Here is a 19,887-nt window from a genome sequence, read left to right as displayed (position 1 = left end):
TCCTCAGCGCACCCTATGCGAGCTGATGCCATAAGCCTGGGTGTCAACTAGCATCCGGCGTATTACGCTACGCTATGCGCCCTACAATTAAATCCGGCTTACAAGTTACTTTTTCTCGCCCTGAACGCGTCTGATTCCTAGGCCATCAATGTAAAGGCTAGCAATACCATAGTCGTAAGTTTCCCCTCTTTTTTTCTCTTCAAGAAAACCCACATCCTGGATCTTTTTCACAAAAGATTCGAATGTTGGGTAAATGCCTTTACATGTACCCTCCCATACACGTCGTAATTCATCACGTTTGAATTGAGATCTCAGTGCATTGCTGTGTTCAATTTCCTCGAGAAATAATTTCAAGTCCGGGTATTCGTTCTTGAGCTCGTTTACCCTGGCTCGTGATGCTTCTGTAAGTCCTGCCTGCATTGCTCTAGGGCTGAGAAGCCTATCCTTGGGGGTTGGTTTGTGTCTTCCTCTAAGCTCTTCTTCTTTAGCTGCATTCAGGAGTACGGTAAGTGATCGCGGATAAGTGTTGTCAGCAGCGTCCGTCATGCGGTTATATACCCACCGAGCAGCAAAAGCGTTTTTCTTTTTTTCTTGGTTTAGGCCCCAAAGAGGAGCTAAAGCCTTGCGAAGCTCTTCTTCATTGGCTGTATCTACCTCTGAATCTGTTAAAGGGAAGTCGCGTAATGCCAGTGCTTTAAATTCAGCTGAGCCTCCGGTAGCTAATCGGTACGCAAGCCGAAGGAAATCATCGATTTTCCATTGCAATGCCAGAGTTCTCGCTTCGCCAAAGTGACTTTTGTTCGTGAAGACAAGTTTGTTCCATATGTCCTCCCTCAAGAAAATTTTGAAGCGAATATTGTGTAAATCTCTGTTATTGGAGTCATAGGCAAGTCGCAGTAATCCGCCAAGGGCGTCTGCTTGCCATTCGCTCATCTCCTTTATATCTTGGTCTAGGTCATCATATAGCAACCAAAGTTTTTTGCCCGCCTTACCGAGAGCTGTATTAATATCAGTCATAAGATCACGGCACTGGCTGTCAAGAGTGGTGTCGAGTAGCTGCAACAGCGCCTTTGTATGCGAGGAACGCCAGTCAGCGATGGATTCTTCGGCGGGAAACGAGGATTGAAGATGCTTCTGGAGCTCCCTTAGTTCCTTGTTTCTTAGTGCGGATTTTAGTAATGCTTGGTGGGGTGAGGCAAACACCCGAACAATGGCATACGCGCGCCAGAATGAAAGCCAATCATTTTTGGTTTTATTAATCTCCCTCTGGATGGTTTCAAATTCTGTTGTTGTTGGTCGAAATCTCATGCCTGTAGCTGGGCCGTGGCCGGGAAGTATATCGACGTTTTCTAGCTTTCCCTTTGCACGCTTGCTCGCATTTTCTTTATGCTCTACAAATAAATGAAATAATGTTGACTTTCCTGTGCCTTTCCGCCCCCGAACGACCCATCGAGCGTCATCTAGAAATTTTTCAAAGTCGGATGTTTTTTGAAAGAAAAGCTCAAAATATTCAGCGGCAACTTCCTTGGCGTTTCGCTCAGGAAACTTTAGTGATTCGATGACGTTCCAGCGATCAAATTGTTGGAATGTGGCTTCGACCTTTTCGTTTGTTTCGGTGTTTCTCAAAAGGTTGGCAAGTCGAGCATAATCGGGCATGGCCCCCTCGACGGGATACCTAAGCGCACAAGCTATATTCGGATTGTAGGGAACTCTAACGGGTAATCGTTCCTCGGTCGGTTCGTCGTCAGGTAGCTCATCTTCAGTGAGTTGTTTATCGTCCATTCCACCCAATGATGGAAGGAATCGCGCTACCAGTTCGAGTCCGATAGGGCCTTCCGGCACTGGGGACAGAACTAAGTGGGTTTTTAGGTTGCTTAGCTGGGTCAGTGTGTTGTGTACGAATCGTATCCCTTCCGCATTCTGTTGGCTTGGGTAAAGTACGAAGAATGCTTCATCCGCAAGGCGAAGTAGCGATAACCCTCCCCAATCACCGAGTCCTGTGCGAGCGTCAATGAGCATGACGTCAGGTTCGATTTGCTCAACCAGCTCTTTTTCGAATAACGACCAAGCGTCATCAGGGCGGGCAAGAATGTCTTGAACCGAGAGCGCATTTAGGCGCCGCACAAAGTTCGAATTAATGGCACCTGCAGGGACGACATGTATTTGTGCGCGAGATATTGGGTCTTCGACAGCATAAGAGATAGCGAGTTGCTGTTCGCGACCAACTTCAACAAGACAGGTTTCCAGTCCTTCACCTGTTTCTTGATTAAATGGGCGGAGCTGCCGTTCCCATAGATAATCGACAAGTCCTGCTTGAATCTCGGTTCCATCGGGACGGGGTAGTACTGTATGTAGGCCCGGTGCCTCGACATCCATATCCACGACTACAACGCGCTCACCGCTACGCGCCAAGTGGAATGCTGTGTGTACTAAGGCGGTAGTCCGGCCCACTCCGCCTTTATAGGAGTAAAAGACTACACGACGAGGTCTATGTGGCGGTCGGGAACCGTCTAATGCTTGTTTTCCCCCTTCAACCATCGATACGGCTTCTTCCCAAGTAGCAGGAGAACGTGTGTCTCCTTGCTGTAGAGAAATACCTCTCTCTTCTGCCTCATCTGGAGTATATAACTCGACAATTCCTGGGCGAAGGCCCGCTTTTTTCAATAACGGCTCGATATTCGCAAGGCGCTCGGAATACGACTGGCCAGCGAATGAGTTATCGAGTATTGTGAGAATGGCGGTCATGCCAGCCCCGACGTCAAGTTCGTATCGACCGGGAAAACATTCGTCAAGCCGCCCGCGGAGAAATCTCACATCATTTGTCATAATATCGTCTCGTTTTTTGTCAACCAGCCGAGGACATATTTGAAGCTCTTGTTCCACTCGGCCATAATATCATCGTCCAGGTCATTTGCTGCGTAACGGAGTTCGATAAAGTCAGTCGCTATTGCGCCGGCCGGGTGCATTACTCGGTTTAAGTGCTGCAAGAACTGGGGGTCGGTTTGTGCCTTTTTATAGACATCCGACATTAACTTAAGTGTTGAGCCAAGGCTATGGCCTGGTCTAGGAATAGGTTGCTTGGTCTTGGGGTCTCTGGGGCGGTTGCTAAGTTGGTTCCATGACGTAATATTATGGTACCGCAATACGAGGGACTTTAAACGGCATTCGACAGAAACTCCTCCAAGGTGTACTGCTGCTATAGTTCGGTGAGGTGGTACTTGCAGTAGGGTTTCGACATCCAAAAGACGTGCCCTGTGGGCGCCAGAATAGTCTTCCAAACTCAGGCTCCTAGGTTGATCAGGATATTAAAAGTAGCGTATACACTGGGCCTTACTCGTGTATGCGTGTAAGGCAATAATCGTCACCTGTCGAAATCTGTGAAAGTTCAGCAGGGCCGCAGGGTGCGGTGAGTCGGCGAACCGCACCGTTCGCGATTGACGCGGTTCGCTACCGGTTACCACATCCTACATTTGGAAACTCCGGAAAACAAAGGCTTCCGCGTGTAGTAGATTGAGGCCAGTAAAGCGGCAGCCTTAACCCGCCGAAATCCGCGAGATTTCAGCAGTGTGGTGTTCACGCCGCCATCGGTTCAATTTTCGGCCGCGGCTGCTGTGCCGCCCGCCACAAATCCCATTGCACTTGGTTTTCTAACCAGGATTCGGCCGTGGTGCCGGTCCACTCCGCAACGCGGAGCACCCACCGCTGTCATCGCCGCGCGGCCGTTCGCCAGCCGGGAAAGTTGCACGAGCGATACCTGCAATTGGCGGGCGGCTTCTCCCACCGTCATGCCGGGTGGAATGAACTCCCGCAATACCTCGCCGGGATGGGCCGGGATGCGCATTCTCGTTATGCCAGTGCGCGGCCAGATCGCCTTTGAGTGGACGCAGTGGGCAGGATGGGTTATCCGGCCTTGCCGCTCTTGGTGTTGCCTTGGATGAATCCGGCAATGGTGCCGGTAAGCGTTGTCCCCAGCGTTACGCCGGCCAACCAGTCCTTGCCAAGCCACGCCAAAAAGCCGGCCAATGCAAAGCCGCTGAAGATCAGGCCGAATGCCATCCAGTGGGAGCGCTGGTTGTCGGCCTTCAGGGCCTGCAATGCAGCGAATTGGATGTCGCGCGTGTGTTTGGAATCTTCCTCGAAGACGCGGAGTATGCGTTCCGGAAGGCTGCTGGAGCAGGCTTAGATATGGGCTTGGGTAGTCGCTTTTTTCTTGCCATGGGCTTCCTGTCCAACGGTGGCGGTGGCTTTTTCCAGACGCTCGCCAATGGCTGTCCACGTTTCCAACATCATCCCTTCCGCGCCTTGCTGCGGGACAAAGCGGCTGTAGTCGCTGTTCGGAAGAAGCGAGAATACGCTGGCGACGGCGTTTTTTGGGGAACGTTTGAGGCTGCTCATGCGGTCAGTATAGAGATAGGCCTTGCTAAGTTAAAGTCATCGGGCGTGAATGCCCTTCATGTACGCCACGCGGAGCGCCCACCGCCGTCATCGCCGCGCGGCCGTTTAGCAGCCGGGAAAGTTGCACGCGTGACACCTGCAATCGGTGGGCTGCTTCTCCCACCGCAATACCTCGCCGGCATGGGCCGGGGTTGCGCATGCGTGTCATGGCAGCCTCTGGTGGTAATCCTGATAGCTCGTAGGGTGCGGTGAGTCTGCGAGTCGCACCGTTCGCGATTCGATAAGCCTGGGTAGGTTCCGCGAGTACGCGGAGTTTTCGATGCGGTTTGCTATCCGCTCGCCACATCCCGCATTTCTGTTGCGCCGGATTCGGCGGGTTGCGGTTTTTGCCGAACCCGCCTTGCGCGTTGGGAAACGCCTATATTAAGTCGGCTTATTTCCAGCCGGCTTCTTTTTCGCAAGCGGCCATTTCAGCCGGATGGGATTTTTCCCATTGGCTAATGGATTTTGTTTCGTTTTCCGACATTTTGTTATTCATGCAGCTGCAGTATGCATTGACGACTTCTGCGGCAACTTTGGCGTCGGCGTTGTCTTGCAGGCATTGGGCAATCCACTTTACGTCGTCGGCGCCCGCATTGGCGCCGGCGCTGGCGACGAGGGACACTGCGGCGAAGGCGGCAAACGCGATAGATTTTAGTTTCATACTTTCCTCGGAATCGTTCTTTTTATAGGTTCAAGGCAAGGCCGTTATCGTTATTGAAGTAGGCTTTGCATTGGGTTGTAGACATGGGGTTCGATGTCGCAAAAACCGGCATGCCGCGGGTAAGCGTAGTCGGCGTGTTCGGAAAGCGCTAGTGGACAGCGTCTTGTAAACAGGGGGCCCTTGTCGCTACGATTCCAACCGCCGACAAACGATGGAAGCGGCGGGTTTCTCGACCCGGTTTGTTCCTATGCGCGTATCATCGAGCGCGCAGGAGGCGGGAGGCAGGCATGACGCAGCGTTCAAGTTCCGAGGGAAGCCGGGATTACACCGCCGTGGTGTATTTCCACGGCATGGGTAGCCAGAAGCGCTACGAGGAGGTCAGCCGGCTGATCGATGCGTTGGATCATTACGGTCACGGCCTTTCGGCGGCGCGGCTCGGCGATATCCACGCGAAGTCCGAAACGTCCCGCATCGGCCAGGACGATTGCACCTACATCGAGGCGATATGCCAACACCAGGCGGTCGGCGGTTTTCGCCGCGACCGTTTCCGCTTCTACGAGGCCTATTGGGCTCCGGCCGCGGCCGGCGGGGTTCCGGTGCGGGAGGTGCTGCGTTGGATGTTGGGGCGCATTCCCAACCCGTTGTTGTCCGCCACGGCGCCGTGGCGGTTGCGCGCCCGGCTGCGCACCGCGTATTTGTTTTCCCTTTGGCGCCGGCTGGACCGGTCCGGCCGCAATCCCTACAACCGCAATACCTTGCGCCGATTGCTGGACAGCTACCAGGCTTTCGAGGCGCCGGAGCAATGGCGCGCTTATCCCCGGGGGCGCTTTTGCGAGTTCGTGGAGTCGCTGCGGCGGCGTTATCCCATGGATGCCTCCGCCGTCGCGTTGGCGCGGGCGTGGCGTTCCCACTATCGGCGCTGCGAAGCGCTTAACCAGTTCGTGCTGCTGAGCTTGGGGCTGGCTATGGGCGTGGCGGCGCTGCTGGCTTTGAGCGGGCTGTCCGGCCTGTATCGCTGGTACGCGGGGGCGTCGCTCGGTTTGGTGGAATGGCTGGATTGGCGCCGCGCGGACGGATGGGAGAGCGTCTTGGCCGTGCTCGCCGGGCTTGGCTCCTTCACCGGCATCGGCTCGTTCCTGAGCAATTACATGGGGGACGTGCAGCTGTGGACCACGTACGAGGAGACCGAGGAAAAACATCGCAAACGGCGGGATATCCTCGAGGTGGGCGTGTCTACGTTTCGGCACGTTTTGTCCGATGCGTGCTGCAAGCGGGTGGTGGTGGTGGCCCATAGCCTGGGTTCCAGCGTGGCTTGCGACGCTTTGCTGCACCTGGGGCGCTACAACCGGGCGCGCGCGCCGGCCGATCGGTTGCCGCTGGAAAAACTGGACCAGTTCGTCACCTTGGGCAGCCCGGTGGACAAGGTGCATTATTTTTTCGAAAGCGAGGCCGGCCGCTATCATCGCTACAACCGCGTCAAGGAGGAGGTGCGCGGCGACTTGGGGCATGCGCCTTTTACCGCCAGGGGCAAGCCGCAAATCCACTGGATCAATATTTGGGATCGAGCGGACATCATCAGCGGCCCGCTGGAATCCCCCAATGACCTGCGCATGAAGGCCTTGCCGGTGGATAACCTGGAGGTGTCCAGCTTGCGTTTTCCCGCGCCGGGGGGCAGTCACTCGGCGTATTTCGGCAACGCAACGGTGGTGGGGCTGCTGTTCCGCGCCATATTCGACCAGGCTTATTCCTATCGCGATCCTCCCTTGGCGGCCGGCCGGCCCGATTTCAAGGCGCTGGGCGTCGGGCGGGGAGGCGGCAGGGCTTATACGGCGCCGCTGCAAGCGCTCATGCTGCTGTTGCCTTGGATGGGGGCAGCCTACCTGTTGGCCGCCGGGCAGGATTCCAGCGCCGCCCCCTGGCTGGGCGGGACGGGCTTGGCGTTGCTGGCGGCGTTGGCGGGGCTGTCGCTGTTGGCGCGAAAACCCTAGCGCGGGGGATGGCGATCGGATTCGTGGAAAAGCCGCCCGGCTCCTCGGTTAAACTTTCCGCCGCGAATTTCCGTTAACCCAGGACAGCCGATGATGAAAGCAGGCCCGAAAACCTTCATGCTCTTGACCGCGCTGGCCGCAGCGCAAACCGATGCCTTGGCCGGAGCGGACCATCCCGCCCTCAGCGCCGCCGACGAAGCCTATTCCGCCGAACGGTACGAGGAAGCCGCCCGCTTGTACCGCCGCGACGCCGAGTTCGGCCTCGTCGCCGCCCAGGTGAATTTGGCATTCCTCTACATGGACGGGCAGGGCGTCGCGCAGGATTACAAGCAGGCGGCGCTGTGGTTCGGTCGCGCCGCCGAGCGCGGCAACCGGGAGGCGCAGCAGAACCTGGGGGTGTTGTGCCGGGACGGCAAGGGCGTGGCGCAGGATTATGTGGAAGCGTACAAATGGTTCCTCGTCGCCGGCGCGGCGAGCGACGCGGTGGCGCTGGAAAAGCGGATGGCGCCGGACCAGGTGGCCGACGCCAAGCGGCGGGCGGACGCTTGGCGCGCCAAATTCGCGCCGGGCCAGGGGAGCTGATTTAAGTTTCGATTAGTCCGGCAGTGGTATAAAGCGGGCGGTTCCCTCGCGACGGCGCTTTTTCCATGTCGACACCGACCTTTGTTGCATCGCTGCTCGCCGCGTTGTGGCTGCTGTCGGCCGCGGCGGGCGCCCGGGCCGGCGTTCCTCCGCCCCTTGAGCTGGGGCAGGGCGAGCGCGTTTTGGTGCTGGCACCCCATCCCGACGACGAAACCCTGAGCGCGGCCGGACTGATGCACCAGGTTTTGCAGCGGCAGGGCAGCGCCCGGGTGGTGATCGTCACCGCCGGCGACGCTTACGTGGAAGGCGTGGAACGGGACACGGGCAAGCGCCATCCGCATGCCGCCGACTTCCTCAAATACGGCGAAACGCGGCTGGAAGAGGCCCGACGCGCCGTCCAGGTGTTGGGCGAAGGCGCTGTGCGGCTGGATTTGCTGGGGTTTTCCGACGGCGCCCTCTATCCCATGCTGGTTTCCCACTGGCGGCGCGTCCACCCGGAAAAATCCGAATTCACCGGCTTCGATCACGTGCCGTACCCGGAAGCGGAAGACGAGGGCATGGTCCAGGACGGCGAAGACCTGCGCAGGCAGCTGCTGGCGATTTTGCGCGACACCGATCCCACCTTGATCGTTTTCCCCGACGTGATGGAAAACGACTCCGACCACGCCGCTTTGGGCATGTTCGCCTTGCTGGCGATCAGCGATTGGTTGTCCATGCCCGGCCATCCGCCGCCGCAGCCCAGGCTGCTGGCTTATTTGATCCACTGGCAGAACCATTGGCCGCCCGGCTCAAGCGCCGACCGGCCGGTAGATTTGAGCAGCCAGCCGCTGTACTTGCCCGACGACCTGCCCTTGCGCGGGCATCGCCGCGCTTGCTTGCCGTTGGGGGCATTGGACAAAGAGCTGAAGTGGGACGCCCTGGCGCGCTACGCCACCCAGCAACGGGTGATGGGCGCCTTCCTCGCCGCATTCGTTCGCGGCACCGAGTGCTTTTCGGTGCTGAAAAGCCGGGACAGCCGGGGCATCAAGAACGTGATCAAGCAGTGGCAGCACGTGCGAAAAGCATTCGACTCCCATCCCCTCCGCCGCCGCACGATCGGCGCGGCCCGCTAGCCCCGCCGCCGGCCAACGGGCCGGCTGTTCTTCATCCCTTGCCTTCCTTGTCGCATTCCCGACAGCGCCGTCTTTCCCGATTGTCGCATTCTCCACACGTCCCATAGCCTGCAAGTCATTGACTCGTCTAGGTTTTGCACCTGGCATCGCCTGTGCTTAGTCCTGTCTGAAAGGCCGGACAGCTTGGTCCGCCTCGGGTTTCCCATGGGGGCTACATGGCATTGCAAATCAACCAACTGTGCGTGAACTGCTGGGCTTGCGAGCCGCTGTGTCCCAACACGGCCATCTACGAAGCCAAGCCCCACTTTCTCATCGACCCGATGAAGTGCACGGAATGCGCCGGGGACCACGACGATCCCCAGTGCGCGGCCATTTGCCCCATCGAAGGGGCCATCGTGGACGACTTCGGCGTGGCGCTGAATCCGCCCGGCTCGCTCACCGGCATTCCGCCCGAGCGCATGGCCCGGGCCATGGCGGAACTGCGTTCCCACTAGGAAGCCGCCCATGGCCACCGTGCTGTTCTGGGAAAAGCCCGGCTGCGTCAACAACGCCCGCCAAAAGCGGCTGTTGCAAGAGGCCGGCCATACTGTGCTGGCGCGCGACCTGCTGGCGGAGCCTTGGACGGCGCAATCCCTGCGGCCGTTTTTCGGCCGCTTGCCGGTGGCGGACTGGTTCAACCGGGCGGCGCCCGGGGTGAAAGACGGTTCGGTGTTGCCGGAATGCCTGGATGAAGAGACCGCCCTGGCCTTGATGGTGAGCCAGCCGCTGCTGATCCGCCGGCCGTTGATGCAGGTCGGCGATCAGCGCCGCACGGGCTTTGTGCCGGAAACGGTGGCGGCCTGGATCGGCCTGCGTCCGGCGGCCGCGCCCAGGGGCGATTTGGAGTCCTGCCCGAAAGGACACGCCGAAACCGCCGGGGGCTGCCCATGAGCGCCGCCGCCCAGCCCATGCCGGCCGGCATCGGCGCCGTGCCTTTGTCGGAGCGGGTGCACTGGGTCGGCGCCCTCGATCCGGGACTGCGCACCTTCGACATCATCCTCAAGACCGCCAACGGCACCACCTACAACGCCTACACGGTGCGCGGCAGCGCAGGCGTGGCGGTGATCGACACGGTGAAGGACGGCTTCGCCGCCGACTTTTTCCGCCGCCTGGAGACGGTCTGCGACTACGGCGAGATCAAGGCGGTGGTGCTCAACCACTTGGAGCCGGACCACTCCGGTGCCTTGCCGGAGCTGTTGCGCCGCGCGCCCCAGGCGCGGCTTTACGTATCGTTTCAGGCCCAGTTGGTGTTGAAGGGCCTCATCAAGCGGGACGGCCTGGAATATACCGCGGTGACCACCGGCGACAGCGTTTCCCTGGGGGACCGCAGCCTGCAATTCCTGCACACGCCGTTCTTGCACTGGCCGGACACCCAATGCAGTTATCTGCCGGAGGAGGGCACGCTGTTTTCCGGCGACCTGTTCGGTTGCCATTACTGCGACGCCCGCTTGTTCAACGACCGGGTGGGCGATTTCCGCTTTTCCTTCGAATACTACTACGCCCACATCATGCGGCCGTTCAAAGCCCATGTGCTGAAGGCGTTGCGCCTGATCGAACCCTTGCCGCTGTCGGTCATCGCCCCGGCCCATGGCCCCATCCTGCGCGACCAGCCCGAGCGCTACGCGCAGCGCTACCGCGAGCTGTCCACGCCGCGCTTGCAGAACGAGATGGGGGCGGACGAACGCTCGCTTTTGATCTTTTACATCAGTTCCTACGGCAACACCGCCCGCATGGCCGAGGCCGTGTACGAGGGCGCTCAGGAGGTGGCGGGCGTGCGGGTGTCCCTGCACGACCTAGAGGCTTGCGACACCGCTTCCATGGTGGACCTGATCGAGGAGGCCGACGGTCTGGCGCTGGGCTCGCCCACCATCAACGGCGATGCCGTCAAGCCGGTGTGGGATTTGCTCTCGTCCCTCGCCGTCATCGATTTGAAAGGCAAGACCGGCGCCGCCTTCGGCTCCTACGGCTGGAGCGGCGAAGCGGTGCGGCTCATCGAGGAGCGCTTGCGCGGCCTCAAGTTGCAAGTGCCGGTGGCGGGGTTGAGGCTCAAGCTGATTCCCACCGACGGCGAGCTGGAGCAATGCCGCGCCTACGGCCGGCAATTGGCCCGCGCCCTAGCCGGGCCGCAGGTTGCGGGCGTCGGAACCCTGGCCCAGGCAAGCGCATAACCCATTCCATCACAACGAGGAGAGCACCATGGCTAAAGCCACCATCACGTTCGAAGACATCAACGTCACCGTCACCGTGCCGGCCGGCACCCGCGTCATCGAAATATCGGAGAAGGTCGGTGCCGGCATCACTTACGGCTGCCGGGAAGGCGACTGCGGCACCTGCATCATGCAGGTCACGGAGGGATGGAACAACCTCAGTGAGCCGTCGGTGCTGGAGGACAAGATCCTGCGCGACAACTACGCCGGCAAGCACAACCGCCTAGCCTGCCAGGCCCAGGTGCTGGGCGGCAAGATTTCCGTGAAACCCGCCTGAACCAGGCCAGCGATCCAGAGGAGCAAGACATGGCGAACATTACTTTCAGCAACCCGGACTACAAGGACAAAACCGTCTATGCCGTCGCCGGCAGCCATACCCAGACCATTCTCAAGCTGGCGCTGGAAAACAAGATCCCCATCAACTTCAACTGCCAGGACGGCGAGTGCGGCACTTGTTTGGTGAAAGTCACCAGCCTGGACAAAAAGACCCGCATGGGCGGCCCGCTCACCGAAAAGGAAAAGAGCATCCTGGTGCAATTGAACAAGCTCACCAAGGAGGCGGTGGACAAAATGGCGGTGGACGATTTGCCCAGCGATTGGCGCCTGGCCTGCCAGGTGATCGTGCGCGACGAAGATGTGCTGGTCGAATACTAAGCCGGCCTTTCGCGTGCACGTGCCGCGCCGCGAGACGGTGTATGCCGACCTCAAGGCGCGCGCCCCGGCGGACGACCCCAACGGCCACTGGCTGTCCCAGCTTTATGCCAGCTGGATGGCCGGGGAGGGGGGCTTGCCCCACTACCTGGGTTTGGAGCCGGAAACATTCTGGGCCCTGACCGATTGGTATTTCCCCGGCGCCCGCATCAACGGCGTGGCGCCGTCCGGCCAGCATGCCGACTACAGCCGCATGCTGGAACGGGACGACCTGCGCCGTCAGCTGCTGGGTCACGCAGCCCGGCCGGAGGCGACGGAGCTGCCCTGGCTGGCCGACATCCTGGTGGCCGGCTGCATGGGGGGCGACCATTTGTGGCAGGACCTGGGATTTTGGTCCCGCGCCGATCTGTCCGGCTTCATCGCCCACAATTTTCCAAGCCTGGCGGCCCTGAACAGCCGCGACATGAAGTGGAAAAAGTTTCTCTACAAGCAATTGTGCGAGGCGGAAGGCATTTACGTGTGCCGCGCGCCCAGTTGCGAAGTGTGCATCGACTACCCCAAGTGCTTTGGGCCGGAAGAGTGAGGCCGAGACGGCGACGTGCACGGCATTCGCACACCTCCGGTTCCCTCTCCCTAGGCGAGAAGGCGCTGAAAGCCTCGCTCCCGCATTCATTTTGAACATTAACCGGAGAACCCCATGTCCGAATTCGCCGAAATCATCGCCGGCATCCAAGCCGGCAGCGTCGTCCCCTACATCGGTCCCGGCGCCGTGGCCGACGCCCGCCACGCCGTCACCGGCCAGCCCATGCCGGCCGACAGCCACAGCCTGATCCTGGCCATGAACAACGGCCAGCCCATGGCGCCCAAACTCATGTACGAATTCCCCCGTGCCGCCATGAATCTGGAGCTGAAGCGCGGCCGCAGTTTCATCGAGCGCTTCCTCACGGAAACCTACAGCGCCCGCTACAGCCGCGCCGCCGTGCACGACTGGATCAAGGCGATCAAGCCGCGCTATGTCATCGACATCAACCGCGACACCCAGTTGCAGGATTCCTACGCCGACACGCCCTACACCCTCATCGTCGGCATCGCCCGCGTCGGCGGCACGGATTACCGCTTCAAGCTCTACCACTACGACGGCAGCGCTTACACCGAAGTCGTCCAGGAGCAGGTGGATGCCAGCCTGCCCATCCTGTTCAAGCCCATGGGCACGCCCCGGCCGGAACCGTCCTTCATCGCCTCGGACGCCGACTACGTGGACTACATCACCGAGCTGATGGGCGGTTTCGCCATCCCGTCCTTCCTCAAGGAACACCGCAAGGGCAAGCGATATTTGTTCATCGGCGTGCCCATGAACCGCGATACGGAACGCATGGTGCTCAGCGACATCGTCTACGGCGCCGCCGAACCCAAGGGCTGGGTGCTCAATCCTTCCCCCACCGAGAAGGAACGCGGCTTCTGCAACAAGCTGGGCCTGTCCATCATCCACGCCGACGCGGCCGATCTGTTGTCCCAGGTGGAAAAGAGCCGCACCGCGGCCTAATTCATGGAAGACGGGAAGCGGTCAAAGGAGTATTCGACATGTTCGTACCGGCAGATGCCCAACCCCGCCCACCGGCGCCCGCCCATTGGCGGCACGGCGAGCTCGTCAAAACCGACATCGGCAGAGGCGACGTGGTCGTCGCCCACGGCAGCGAGCGTTTGATGTACGTCTACGAAGTGCTCGACGGGCGCGGCGGATCGGGCTATTTGTGCGTCTGGTTCGAGGGGGGACGGTTGGCCGAATCGGTATTCGGCGGCCAAAGCTTGCGGCGGGCCAGCGGCGTTTAAACCGCCTTCCCGCTCCATTTACCTCACCTTTCCCTATCCCCAGAAATCATGGCCTTCCGGTCCCCTCTCCCCCAGGGAGAGGGCTAGGGTGAGGGAGTTAAATGGCTGTGGCTGTTATCACCCCTCACCCCAACCCTCTCCCTAGGGGAGAGGGAGCCGGAAAATTTATCGTTCCCACGCTCTGCGTGGGAACGCCGCCCGGGACGCTCTGCGTCCCGCAACGCCGCCTGCTGGGGCGATAAAACCGGATCAGCGGAAGCCGACGGCTGGCGTGCCGATTCGTTACCTGACGCAGAGCGTCCAAGGATGCGTTCCCACGCGGAGCGTGGGAACGATAGACGGTAGCGCTCAGTCCTCGCGCTCGACGCGGCGGCGCCGCACGGTTTTGGGGTCGGCGACGATGGGGCGGTAGATCTCCACCCGGTCGCCGTCGTTGAGAGCGGCGTCCAGCTTGGCGAATTTGCCGAACACGCCCACTTTCTGGCTTTCCAGGTCGATTTCCGGAAAGCGCTCCAGGATGCCCGACTGGCGGATGGCCTGTTCCACCGAACTGCCGTCCGGCACTTCCAGGCGCAGCCACAGTTGCCGGTCGCTGTCGGCGTAGCAAATGCCCACGTTCATGGCGCCTCCTCCACCGGGGTGAGCGTGGGTTGGGCCGGCACAGCGGATTGCAGGCGGCGTTCGAGCAGCCGTTTTCCCGCCAGCAAAAAGCCCAACATGATGAAGCCGCCGGGGGGCAGGGCCATGAGCAAAAAGCCGCGGTAGCCGTTGATCAGCTTCACTTCCAGAAAGGAAAATCCCTCGCCCAGCAGCAGGGCGGCGTTGGCGAACAAGGTGCCGGCGCCGGCGATTTCCCGCGCCGCGCCCAGCGCCACCAGGGCCAGGGTGAAGCCGAGGCCCATCATCACGCCGTCCAGCACCGCCGCCGCCGGCGCCTGGCGGAAGGCGAAGGATTCGGCCCGGCCGAGGATGCCGCAGTTGGTGACGATGAGGGGAATGAACAGGCCCAGCACTTTGTACAGCTCGTGCAGCCAAGCGTTCATCACCATGTCCACCAGGGTGACGACCAGGGCGATGAGCAGCACGAACACGGGGATGCGGATTTCCGGCGGAATCGCCACCCGGCCGAAGGCGATCAGGCCGTTGGTGGCGGCCAGCACGGCGGTGGTGGCCAGGCCCATGCCGAGGCCGTTGGTGGCGGTGCCGGTGACGGCCAGCAGCGGGCACAGGGCGATGTTCTGGCTGAACACCATGTTGTTGTCCCACAGGCCGTCGCGGACGATTTTGCGGTATTCGGGGGTCATGGTTTGGCTCCAATCGTTCGGATGCAACATCCGTAGGGTGGGCGAGCGACAGCTTGCCCACCGGTCTGCGCTGTTTGGTGGGCAACCCGCGGTCGCCCACCCTACCTAGGGGATGCCCAAAATTGCATCCCTATGCCGCCGGAAAAACTCCAGCCCGCCCTGGATGCGCTTCACCACCGCGCGCGGCGTGATGGTGGCCCCGGCGAACTGGTCGAAATCGCCGCCGTCTTTTTTCACCTGCCAGCGGGTGCCTTCCAGGGCGCGGCCGTCGAAGGCCTTGATCCAGTCGGACTTGGCCGTTTCGATTTTGTCGCCCAGGCCCGGCGTTTCGGCGTGGGCGATGACGCGTACGCCCAGTACACGGCCTTCGGTATCCACGCCCAGGATCAGGGCGATGTTGCCGGAATAGCCGTCCGGCGCCACCAGGCGGAAGGCGGCGCCGGTGACGCGGCCGTCCTTGCGGGCCAGGTAGACCTCGGTGTCGGCGGCGCCGGTTTCCTCCCCGGCGGATGAGAGGTGCGCTACGTCGTGCAGCGGTTGGTTGTCGTAAATGTCCTCCGGCAGCACCTGCTCCAGGGAGGCCTGCATGTCCTCGTCCAGGCGGGCGGCGATGGAGCCGGCCGTGCTCAGGTCGCCCAGGCCGAGGATCAGCGCGGCGGCGCAGGCCAGCCCCGCCAGCAGCAGGCCCTGGTAGTGCAACAGGGTGCGCAGGCGCTCGTAGTCGGCGTTTTCCAGCAGCTCCATGAGCCGGCCGAATTTCTCGCCCAGTTGGCGCAAGCTAGCGGCGGTCATGGCGGCTGTTCTCCAATTCCAACGGCCGGCCCTTGCGGTCGCGGCCGTAGATGCGCGGTTTGACGTAGTAGTCGATCAAGGGCGTGGCGGCGTTCATCAGCAGCACGGCGAATCCTGCCCCTTCCGGGTAGCCGCCGAAAGTGCGGATGACATAGATCAACAGGCCGCAGCCGGCGCCGAAAATCAGTTGCCCGGTGCGGCTGTTGGGCGAGGTGACGTAATCGGTGGCGATGAAGAACGCGGTCAGCATGACGCCGCCGGAAGCCAGGTGGAACAGCGGGCCGGGATAGCGCTCGCCGTTGGCCAGATGGGCGAAGGCGGCCAGGACGAACACCGTGCCTAGCAGCGACACGGGGATGTGCCAGGTAATGACCTTCCGATGCAGCAGCCAGACGCCGCCGGCCAGGATCAGCAGCTCGGAAGTTTCTCCCAGGCTGCCGCCGGTGTAGCCGATCAGCGCCGGGATCAGGCTGAAATGCTCCGCCAAGGTTTCCGCCGGACTATGGCCCTGAGTCAGGCCGGTTTTCATCAGCCCGATGGCCGTCGCGCCGCCGTAGGCGTCGATGGGGGCATGGCCGAACACGATGCGGAAGCTTTCCAGCAGGCCCGGACTGTGTGGGAACAACAGCGGTGCCGGTTCCACCCACTGGGTCATTTCCAGGGGAAAAGACACCAGCAGGGTCACGCGCGCCAGCATGGCCGGGTTGAACAGGTTTTGGCCCAGGCCGCCGTAGACGTGCTTGCCCAGGGCGATGGCGATGAAAGCGCCGAAGCAGCCGATCCACCAGGGTGCCCAGGGCGGCAGGCTCAGCGCCAGCAGCCAGCCGCTCAGCAGCGCCGAGCCGTCCCACAGGGTGGGGCGCAGCGGCTTGCCGGCCAATTTCAGGCTCAGCGCTTCGAAGGCCAGGGCCGAAGTCAACGTCACGATCAGCAACAATAGCGCCGGCCAGCCGAAGATCAGCAGGCCAAAGCCGGTGGCGGGGGCCAGGGCCAGCATCACCAGCCGCATCAAATCGCCGACGCCGCCCTCGGCGCGGGCGAAGGGGCCGCTTTGCAGGTTGCGGGTGTTCATGGCAACCCCCTGGGAGCCCTGGGAGCGCGGGCATCCTGCCCGCCCGCTTGCCGCAGGCAAGCGTTTTCCGGCCGCCGGCTCGCGCCGACGAGGGCGGGCAGGATGCCCGCGCTCCCAGGGGCAAGTCGGCTCACGCACGCGATAAGCCGGTTGCGGGAACGCATTCTCAACCAAATTCCAAGGGTGCTTATCACGCCTCCTCCTCCGCCATGGCCGCCGCCTGGGCCGCCTTGATGCGATCCAACCGGGCCTGGCGGTCTTCCACCAGGCGCTTGATTTGTTGCGACTTGTGCTGGGCTTGCTGGCGCGCCACCAGTTCGCTTTGGGCGTAGCGGAAGTAGTGCACCAGGGGAATCTTCGACGGGCAGACGTAGCTGCACGAGCCGCAGTTGATGCAGTCCTTCAATCCATAGCCCACCGCACCGTCCAGCTGGCCGGCCTTGATGCGCGACGCCATTTCCAGCGGCAGCAGGCCCACCGGGCAGGCCGACACGCAGCGCGAGCAGCGGATGCAGGGCTGGGCCTCGGCGGCCGGTTCCGCCGCCAGGGCCAACACGCCGCAAGTGCCTTTCACCACCGGCACGTCGGCGTGGGGCAGGGCGTCGCCCATCATGGGGCCGCCCATGAGCAGGCGCTGGGTCTGGTCGGGCCGCCAGCCGCAGTAACGTAACAGCTCGCCCATGAGGGTGCCGATGGGCACTTCCAGATTGACCGGGTTGTCTACGGCCCGGCCGCTGACGGTGACGATGCGGCTCACCAGCGGCCGGCCCAGACGCACGGCCTGGTGCACGGCGTAGGCGGTGGCGACGTTGTGCATGAGTACGCCCACGTCGGTGGCGCGGCCGTCGGCCGGCACTTCCAGGCCGGTGAGGTAGCCGATCAGTTGCTTGTCCCAGCCCATGGGGTAGTGGGTGGGCACCTGGTGCACTTCGATTTCCGGGAAAGCTTGCGCCGCTTTCGCCATGGCCGCGTAGGCGTTCGGCTTGTTGTCTTCAATGCCCACCTTGGCTTTGCCGCATTGCAGGCCGTGCAGCATGATGCGGACGCCGTCCACCACCTGCTCGGCCCGCTCCCGCATCAGGCGGTCGTCGCAGGTGAGGTAGGGCTCGCACTCGCCGCCGTTGACGAGCAGTGTGTGGATTTTGCTGCGCCGTCCCAGGTTGAGCTTGACCGCCGACGGGAACGCCGCGCCGCCCATGCCCACCACGCCGGCGGCGCCCACCCGCAGGGCGATTTCCTCGGGCGGCAGGGCGAAAGGATCTTCCGGGACATTCAGTTCCGCCCACAGGTCTTTGCCGTCCGGCTCCAGAACCAGGGTCGGCGTGGGCAGGGCGGACGGATGGGGCGCCGGCCATTCGGTGATGTCCACCACCGTGCCGGAAGTGGGCGCGTGGATGGGGGCGGAAATATTGCCCTGGCTGTAGGCCAGCAGTTGTCCCTTGAGCACCGTGTCGCCCACTTTCACGCAGGGTTCCGCCGGCTGGCCGACGTGCTGCTGCAAAGGCAGGAACAGCTTTTTCGGTAGGGGGAAACCGCCGTCGATGGGCTTGCCGGCGGTCAGCGACTTGTGGCCGTCGGGATGCACGCCGCCGCGGATGCGCTTTTCGCCGCCGAGGAGTTTGGTGAGGGAGATCAGGTTGAGCATGGCTGTTTCCCCTTAAGTGCGATCCACATGAGGAAGGCTTAGCTGCGACCCCGTTAGTTTGAGTTGCAGATCAGCGTCACCCCGGCAGGGAATGCCGGGGTCCACGGCCATGGATGGTGCACAACTGTGGCCGGTAACATCCCTGTTCCTGGATTCCGGCATTCCCTGCCGGAATGACGGATTCGAAGCAACGATTGAGCGAATCATGGTCGATTGCCTCACGCCGCCGCCAACCGCGGCTTGGGCCAGCGCCAGTTGCGCAGGGTGACTTTCACCGGATGCAGTTGCAGGCACTCCGTGGGGCAGATGTCCACGCACTTGCCGCAGCCGATGCAGGCATCCGCCACCACCGCGTGGATTTGCTTGGGGGCGCCGACTATCGCATCCGTCGGACAGGCCTTGAAGCAGCGGGTGCAGCCGATGCAGTTGCTTTCATCCACTCGCGCCAGCAGCGGGGCGGCTTCTTCCATGCCGCCCATGTCCAGATCCACGTTGAGCTTGGCGGCCAGCTGTTCCGCCAGGGCCTTGCCGCCGGGCGGGCACAGGGTGACGGCGGCTTCGCCGCCAGCCAGGGCTTCCGCCGCCGGCCGGCAGCCGGGATAGCCGCACTGGCCGCATTGGGAGCCGGGCAGCAGCGCTTCGATTTCGTCCGCCAGGGGATCGCCTTCCACTTTCAGGAAGCGCGAGGCGGCGCCCAGCAGATAACCGAGTCCCAGGCCCAGCAGGGTCAGCGCGACGATGGCGAACAGGATGTACATGGCCGCCTCCTTACTTCACGTTTAGCCCGGCAAAGCCCATGAAGGCCAGGGACAGGATGCCGGCGGTGATGAAAGCGATGGGGGTGCCGGAGAAAGCCTCCGGTACCGCCATCAGGGTGAGCCGTTCGCGGATGCCGGCGAACAGCACCATGACCAGGGTGAAGCCCAGGGCGGAGCCTGCGCCGAACAGTAGGCTCTGGATGAAGCCGTATTGCTGCTGCACGTTGAGCAGGGCCACGCCCAGCACGGCGCAGTTGGTGGTGATGAGCGGCAGGAAAATGCCCAGCGCCTGGTACAGCAGGGGGCTGGTCTTGCGCACCACCATTTCGGTGAACTGCACTACGGCGGCGATCACCAGGATGAAAGTGAGGATGCGCAAAAAGCCCAGGCCCAGGGGTTGCAGCAGGTAGCGTTCCAGCGCCCAGCTGGCGACCGCCGTCAGGGTGAGCACGAAGGTGGTGGCGAAGCCCATGCCCAAGGCCGAGTCGATTTTCTTGGACACGCCCATGAACGGGCAAAGGCCGAGGAATTTCACCAGCACCACGTTGTTCACCAGTACGGCGCCCAGCAGCAGCATGAGGTATTCCTGCATGGTCGAGATTCCTGTTCGTGACTGAATTCGTTGGGTTGGGGCCTCCGTGCCCCGGAGCGTCCTTGCTCCCTCGGGGAGCATTCCGCATCGATTCGACCAGGTGAAAGCAGGACCCATGCCATGAGCCCTATTCCTCGCGGCGCGCGGCGCGCGTCGCTCAACGCGCTACGTTCGCCGTGTCGCACTTGAGGCAAAAGGCTTGCCCATGCGCGCCGTT

24 protein-coding genes are annotated in these 19,887 nt (G+C 61.8%); 11 read left to right on the top strand and 13 right to left on the bottom strand.

All coding sequences use genetic code 11. The features are described 5' to 3' along the window. Positions 1-105: 105 nt before the first annotated feature. The 6 genes from K5607_RS13540 to K5607_RS13515 all read right to left on the bottom strand — a co-directional run bounded on the left by K5607_RS13540 (position 106) and on the right by K5607_RS13515 (position 5,098). The gene (locus K5607_RS13540; protein ID WP_221047330.1) at positions 106-2,745 is read right to left on the bottom strand and encodes a tyrosine-protein kinase family protein; all 2,640 of its coding nucleotides are present in this window, start codon (positions 2,743-2,745) and stop codon (positions 106-108) included. Positions 2,746-2,822: 77 nt separating this feature from the next. Next, the gene (locus tag K5607_RS13535) at positions 2,823-3,029 is read right to left on the bottom strand and encodes a hypothetical protein (RefSeq protein WP_054773352.1); all 207 of its coding nucleotides are present in this window, start codon (positions 3,027-3,029) and stop codon (positions 2,823-2,825) included. Positions 3,030-3,589: 560 nt separating this feature from the next. Further along, positions 3,590-3,841, bottom strand: a complete 252-nt coding sequence (locus K5607_RS13530) for a helix-turn-helix transcriptional regulator (RefSeq protein ID WP_246598863.1) — start codon at positions 3,839-3,841, stop codon at positions 3,590-3,592. Positions 3,842-3,900: 59 nt separating this feature from the next. Next, positions 3,901-4,095 (bottom strand): hypothetical protein, encoded by a 195-nt coding sequence (locus K5607_RS13525; protein WP_054773351.1) that lies wholly within the window; start codon positions 4,093-4,095, stop codon positions 3,901-3,903. An 84-nt stretch (positions 4,096-4,179) separates the two neighbouring features. After that, the gene (locus K5607_RS13520) at positions 4,180-4,395 is read right to left on the bottom strand and encodes a hypothetical protein (protein ID WP_054773350.1); all 216 of its coding nucleotides are present in this window, start codon (positions 4,393-4,395) and stop codon (positions 4,180-4,182) included. A 433-nt stretch (positions 4,396-4,828) separates the two neighbouring features. Then, positions 4,829-5,098 carry a hypothetical protein gene (locus K5607_RS13515; protein ID WP_054773349.1) on the bottom strand — a complete coding sequence of 90 codons (270 nt, stop codon included), beginning with the start codon at positions 5,096-5,098 and terminating at the stop codon, positions 4,829-4,831. 287 nt (positions 5,099-5,385) lie between these two features. Here K5607_RS13515 and K5607_RS13510 point away from each other — a divergent pair, with 287 nt between their 5' ends. The 11 genes from K5607_RS13510 (at position 5,386) to K5607_RS13460 (ending at position 13,507) form a co-directional block, all read left to right on the top strand. After that, positions 5,386-7,086 (top strand): hypothetical protein, encoded by a 1,701-nt coding sequence (locus K5607_RS13510; RefSeq protein ID WP_221047329.1) that lies wholly within the window; start codon positions 5,386-5,388, stop codon positions 7,084-7,086. 90 nt (positions 7,087-7,176) lie between these two features. Continuing rightward, on the top strand, positions 7,177-7,668 hold the full coding sequence (locus K5607_RS13505; RefSeq protein WP_221047328.1) for a tetratricopeptide repeat protein: 492 nt from the start codon (positions 7,177-7,179) through the stop codon (positions 7,666-7,668). 65 nt (positions 7,669-7,733) lie between these two features. Continuing rightward, positions 7,734-8,780 (top strand): PIG-L deacetylase family protein, encoded by a 1,047-nt coding sequence (locus tag K5607_RS13500; RefSeq protein WP_221047327.1) that lies wholly within the window; start codon positions 7,734-7,736, stop codon positions 8,778-8,780. Positions 8,781-8,995: 215 nt separating this feature from the next. Then, complete coding sequence (locus K5607_RS13495; RefSeq protein WP_054774817.1) at positions 8,996-9,274, top strand: 4Fe-4S dicluster domain-containing protein; 279 nt, start codon at positions 8,996-8,998, stop codon at positions 9,272-9,274. A gap of 10 nt (positions 9,275-9,284) precedes the next feature. Continuing rightward, on the top strand, positions 9,285-9,710 hold the full coding sequence (locus tag K5607_RS13490) for an ArsC/Spx/MgsR family protein (protein WP_221047326.1): 426 nt from the start codon (positions 9,285-9,287) through the stop codon (positions 9,708-9,710). Beyond that, positions 9,707-10,987 carry an FprA family A-type flavoprotein gene (locus K5607_RS13485; RefSeq protein WP_221047325.1) on the top strand — a complete coding sequence of 427 codons (1,281 nt, stop codon included), beginning with the start codon at positions 9,707-9,709 and terminating at the stop codon, positions 10,985-10,987. Before K5607_RS13490 ends, K5607_RS13485 begins: the two co-directional genes overlap by 4 nt. 28 nt (positions 10,988-11,015) lie before the next feature. Then, on the top strand, positions 11,016-11,303 hold the full coding sequence (locus tag K5607_RS13480; protein ID WP_221047324.1) for a 2Fe-2S iron-sulfur cluster-binding protein: 288 nt from the start codon (positions 11,016-11,018) through the stop codon (positions 11,301-11,303). Positions 11,304-11,332: 29 nt separating this feature from the next. Next, positions 11,333-11,680 carry a 2Fe-2S iron-sulfur cluster-binding protein gene (locus K5607_RS13475; RefSeq protein WP_221047323.1) on the top strand — a complete coding sequence of 116 codons (348 nt, stop codon included), beginning with the start codon at positions 11,333-11,335 and terminating at the stop codon, positions 11,678-11,680. Between the two features lie 13 nt (positions 11,681-11,693). Next, on the top strand, positions 11,694-12,260 hold the full coding sequence (locus K5607_RS13470; protein ID WP_343222914.1) for a nitrogen fixation protein NifQ: 567 nt from the start codon (positions 11,694-11,696) through the stop codon (positions 12,258-12,260). A 114-nt stretch (positions 12,261-12,374) separates the two neighbouring features. Next, positions 12,375-13,220: an SIR2 family protein gene (locus K5607_RS13465; RefSeq protein WP_054774347.1), complete on the top strand. Its 846-nt coding sequence runs from the start codon at positions 12,375-12,377 to the stop codon at positions 13,218-13,220. 38 nt (positions 13,221-13,258) lie between these two features. Continuing rightward, complete coding sequence (locus tag K5607_RS13460; RefSeq protein WP_054774346.1) at positions 13,259-13,507, top strand: hypothetical protein; 249 nt, start codon at positions 13,259-13,261, stop codon at positions 13,505-13,507. A gap of 348 nt (positions 13,508-13,855) precedes the next feature. Here K5607_RS13460 and K5607_RS13455 read toward each other — a convergent pair whose 3' ends face one another. The 7 genes from K5607_RS13455 to rsxA form a co-directional block, all read right to left on the bottom strand. Continuing rightward, complete coding sequence (locus tag K5607_RS13455) at positions 13,856-14,128, bottom strand: RnfH family protein (protein ID WP_054775083.1); 273 nt, start codon at positions 14,126-14,128, stop codon at positions 13,856-13,858. Next, positions 14,125-14,811 (bottom strand): electron transport complex subunit E, encoded by a 687-nt coding sequence (locus K5607_RS13450; protein WP_221047321.1) that lies wholly within the window; start codon positions 14,809-14,811, stop codon positions 14,125-14,127. The genes K5607_RS13455 and K5607_RS13450 overlap by 4 nt, the downstream gene beginning before the upstream one ends. A 105-nt stretch (positions 14,812-14,916) precedes the next feature. Next, positions 14,917-15,603, bottom strand: a complete 687-nt coding sequence (rsxG, locus tag K5607_RS13445) for an electron transport complex subunit RsxG (RefSeq protein WP_221047320.1) — start codon at positions 15,601-15,603, stop codon at positions 14,917-14,919. Further along, positions 15,590-16,675: an RnfABCDGE type electron transport complex subunit D gene (locus K5607_RS13440; protein WP_221047319.1), complete on the bottom strand. Its 1,086-nt coding sequence runs from the start codon at positions 16,673-16,675 to the stop codon at positions 15,590-15,592. The genes rsxG and K5607_RS13440 overlap by 14 nt, the downstream gene beginning before the upstream one ends. Positions 16,676-16,865: 190 nt before the next feature. Next, positions 16,866-18,320, bottom strand: a complete 1,455-nt coding sequence (gene rsxC / locus K5607_RS13435) for an electron transport complex subunit RsxC (RefSeq protein WP_221047318.1) — start codon at positions 18,318-18,320, stop codon at positions 16,866-16,868. A gap of 218 nt (positions 18,321-18,538) precedes the next feature. Further along, entirely contained in the window at positions 18,539-19,078 is a 540-nt protein-coding gene (rsxB, locus tag K5607_RS13430; RefSeq protein ID WP_221047317.1) for an electron transport complex subunit RsxB, read from the bottom strand. Between the two features lie 10 nt (positions 19,079-19,088). Then, positions 19,089-19,670 carry an electron transport complex subunit RsxA gene (gene rsxA, locus K5607_RS13425; protein ID WP_054772836.1) on the bottom strand — a complete coding sequence of 194 codons (582 nt, stop codon included), beginning with the start codon at positions 19,668-19,670 and terminating at the stop codon, positions 19,089-19,091. Positions 19,671-19,887: the final 217 nt, after the last annotated feature.

Origin of the sequence: Methylogaea oryzae (assembly GCF_019669985.1) — a bacterium.
Taxonomy (GTDB): Bacteria; Pseudomonadota; Gammaproteobacteria; order Methylococcales; family Methylococcaceae; genus Methylogaea; species Methylogaea oryzae.
Note: the sequence above shows the minus strand (reverse complement) of the source record. Positions and strands in the feature narration are given on the sequence as shown.

Excerpts from the sequence above, each read along its gene's own strand:
- K5607_RS13465 (WP_054774347.1), top strand. The coding sequence starts at position 12,375 with ATGTCCGAATTCGCCGAAATCATCGCCGGCATCCAAGCCGGCAGCGTC.
- K5607_RS13495 (WP_054774817.1), top strand. The coding sequence starts at position 8,996 with ATGGCATTGCAAATCAACCAACTGTGCGTGAACTGCTGGGCTTGCGAG.
- K5607_RS13455 (WP_054775083.1), bottom strand. The coding sequence starts at position 14,128 with ATGAACGTGGGCATTTGCTACGCCGACAGCGACCGGCAACTGTGGCTG.
- rsxG (WP_221047320.1), bottom strand. The coding sequence starts at position 15,603 with ATGACCGCCGCTAGCTTGCGCCAACTGGGCGAGAAATTCGGCCGGCTC.
- K5607_RS13510 (WP_221047329.1), top strand. The coding sequence starts at position 5,386 with ATGACGCAGCGTTCAAGTTCCGAGGGAAGCCGGGATTACACCGCCGTG.
- K5607_RS13475 (WP_221047323.1), top strand. The coding sequence starts at position 11,333 with ATGGCGAACATTACTTTCAGCAACCCGGACTACAAGGACAAAACCGTC.
- K5607_RS13440 (WP_221047319.1), bottom strand. The coding sequence starts at position 16,675 with ATGAACACCCGCAACCTGCAAAGCGGCCCCTTCGCCCGCGCCGAGGGC.
- K5607_RS13460 (WP_054774346.1), top strand. The coding sequence starts at position 13,259 with ATGTTCGTACCGGCAGATGCCCAACCCCGCCCACCGGCGCCCGCCCAT.
- K5607_RS13490 (WP_221047326.1), top strand. The coding sequence starts at position 9,285 with ATGGCCACCGTGCTGTTCTGGGAAAAGCCCGGCTGCGTCAACAACGCC.
- rsxB (WP_221047317.1), bottom strand. The coding sequence starts at position 19,078 with ATGTACATCCTGTTCGCCATCGTCGCGCTGACCCTGCTGGGCCTGGGA.
- rsxA (WP_054772836.1), bottom strand. The coding sequence starts at position 19,670 with ATGCAGGAATACCTCATGCTGCTGCTGGGCGCCGTACTGGTGAACAAC.
- K5607_RS13540 (WP_221047330.1), bottom strand. The coding sequence starts at position 2,745 with ATGACCGCCATTCTCACAATACTCGATAACTCATTCGCTGGCCAGTCG.
- K5607_RS13480 (WP_221047324.1), top strand. The coding sequence starts at position 11,016 with ATGGCTAAAGCCACCATCACGTTCGAAGACATCAACGTCACCGTCACC.
- K5607_RS13520 (WP_054773350.1), bottom strand. The coding sequence starts at position 4,395 with ATGAGCAGCCTCAAACGTTCCCCAAAAAACGCCGTCGCCAGCGTATTC.
- K5607_RS13530 (WP_246598863.1), bottom strand. The coding sequence starts at position 3,841 with ATGCGCATCCCGGCCCATCCCGGCGAGGTATTGCGGGAGTTCATTCCA.
- K5607_RS13515 (WP_054773349.1), bottom strand. The coding sequence starts at position 5,098 with ATGAAACTAAAATCTATCGCGTTTGCCGCCTTCGCCGCAGTGTCCCTC.
- K5607_RS13450 (WP_221047321.1), bottom strand. The coding sequence starts at position 14,811 with ATGACCCCCGAATACCGCAAAATCGTCCGCGACGGCCTGTGGGACAAC.
- K5607_RS13535 (WP_054773352.1), bottom strand. The coding sequence starts at position 3,029 with ATGTCGGATGTCTATAAAAAGGCACAAACCGACCCCCAGTTCTTGCAG.
- K5607_RS13505 (WP_221047328.1), top strand. The coding sequence starts at position 7,177 with ATGATGAAAGCAGGCCCGAAAACCTTCATGCTCTTGACCGCGCTGGCC.
- K5607_RS13500 (WP_221047327.1), top strand. The coding sequence starts at position 7,734 with ATGTCGACACCGACCTTTGTTGCATCGCTGCTCGCCGCGTTGTGGCTG.
- rsxC (WP_221047318.1), bottom strand. The coding sequence starts at position 18,320 with ATGCTCAACCTGATCTCCCTCACCAAACTCCTCGGCGGCGAAAAGCGC.
- K5607_RS13485 (WP_221047325.1), top strand. The coding sequence starts at position 9,707 with ATGAGCGCCGCCGCCCAGCCCATGCCGGCCGGCATCGGCGCCGTGCCT.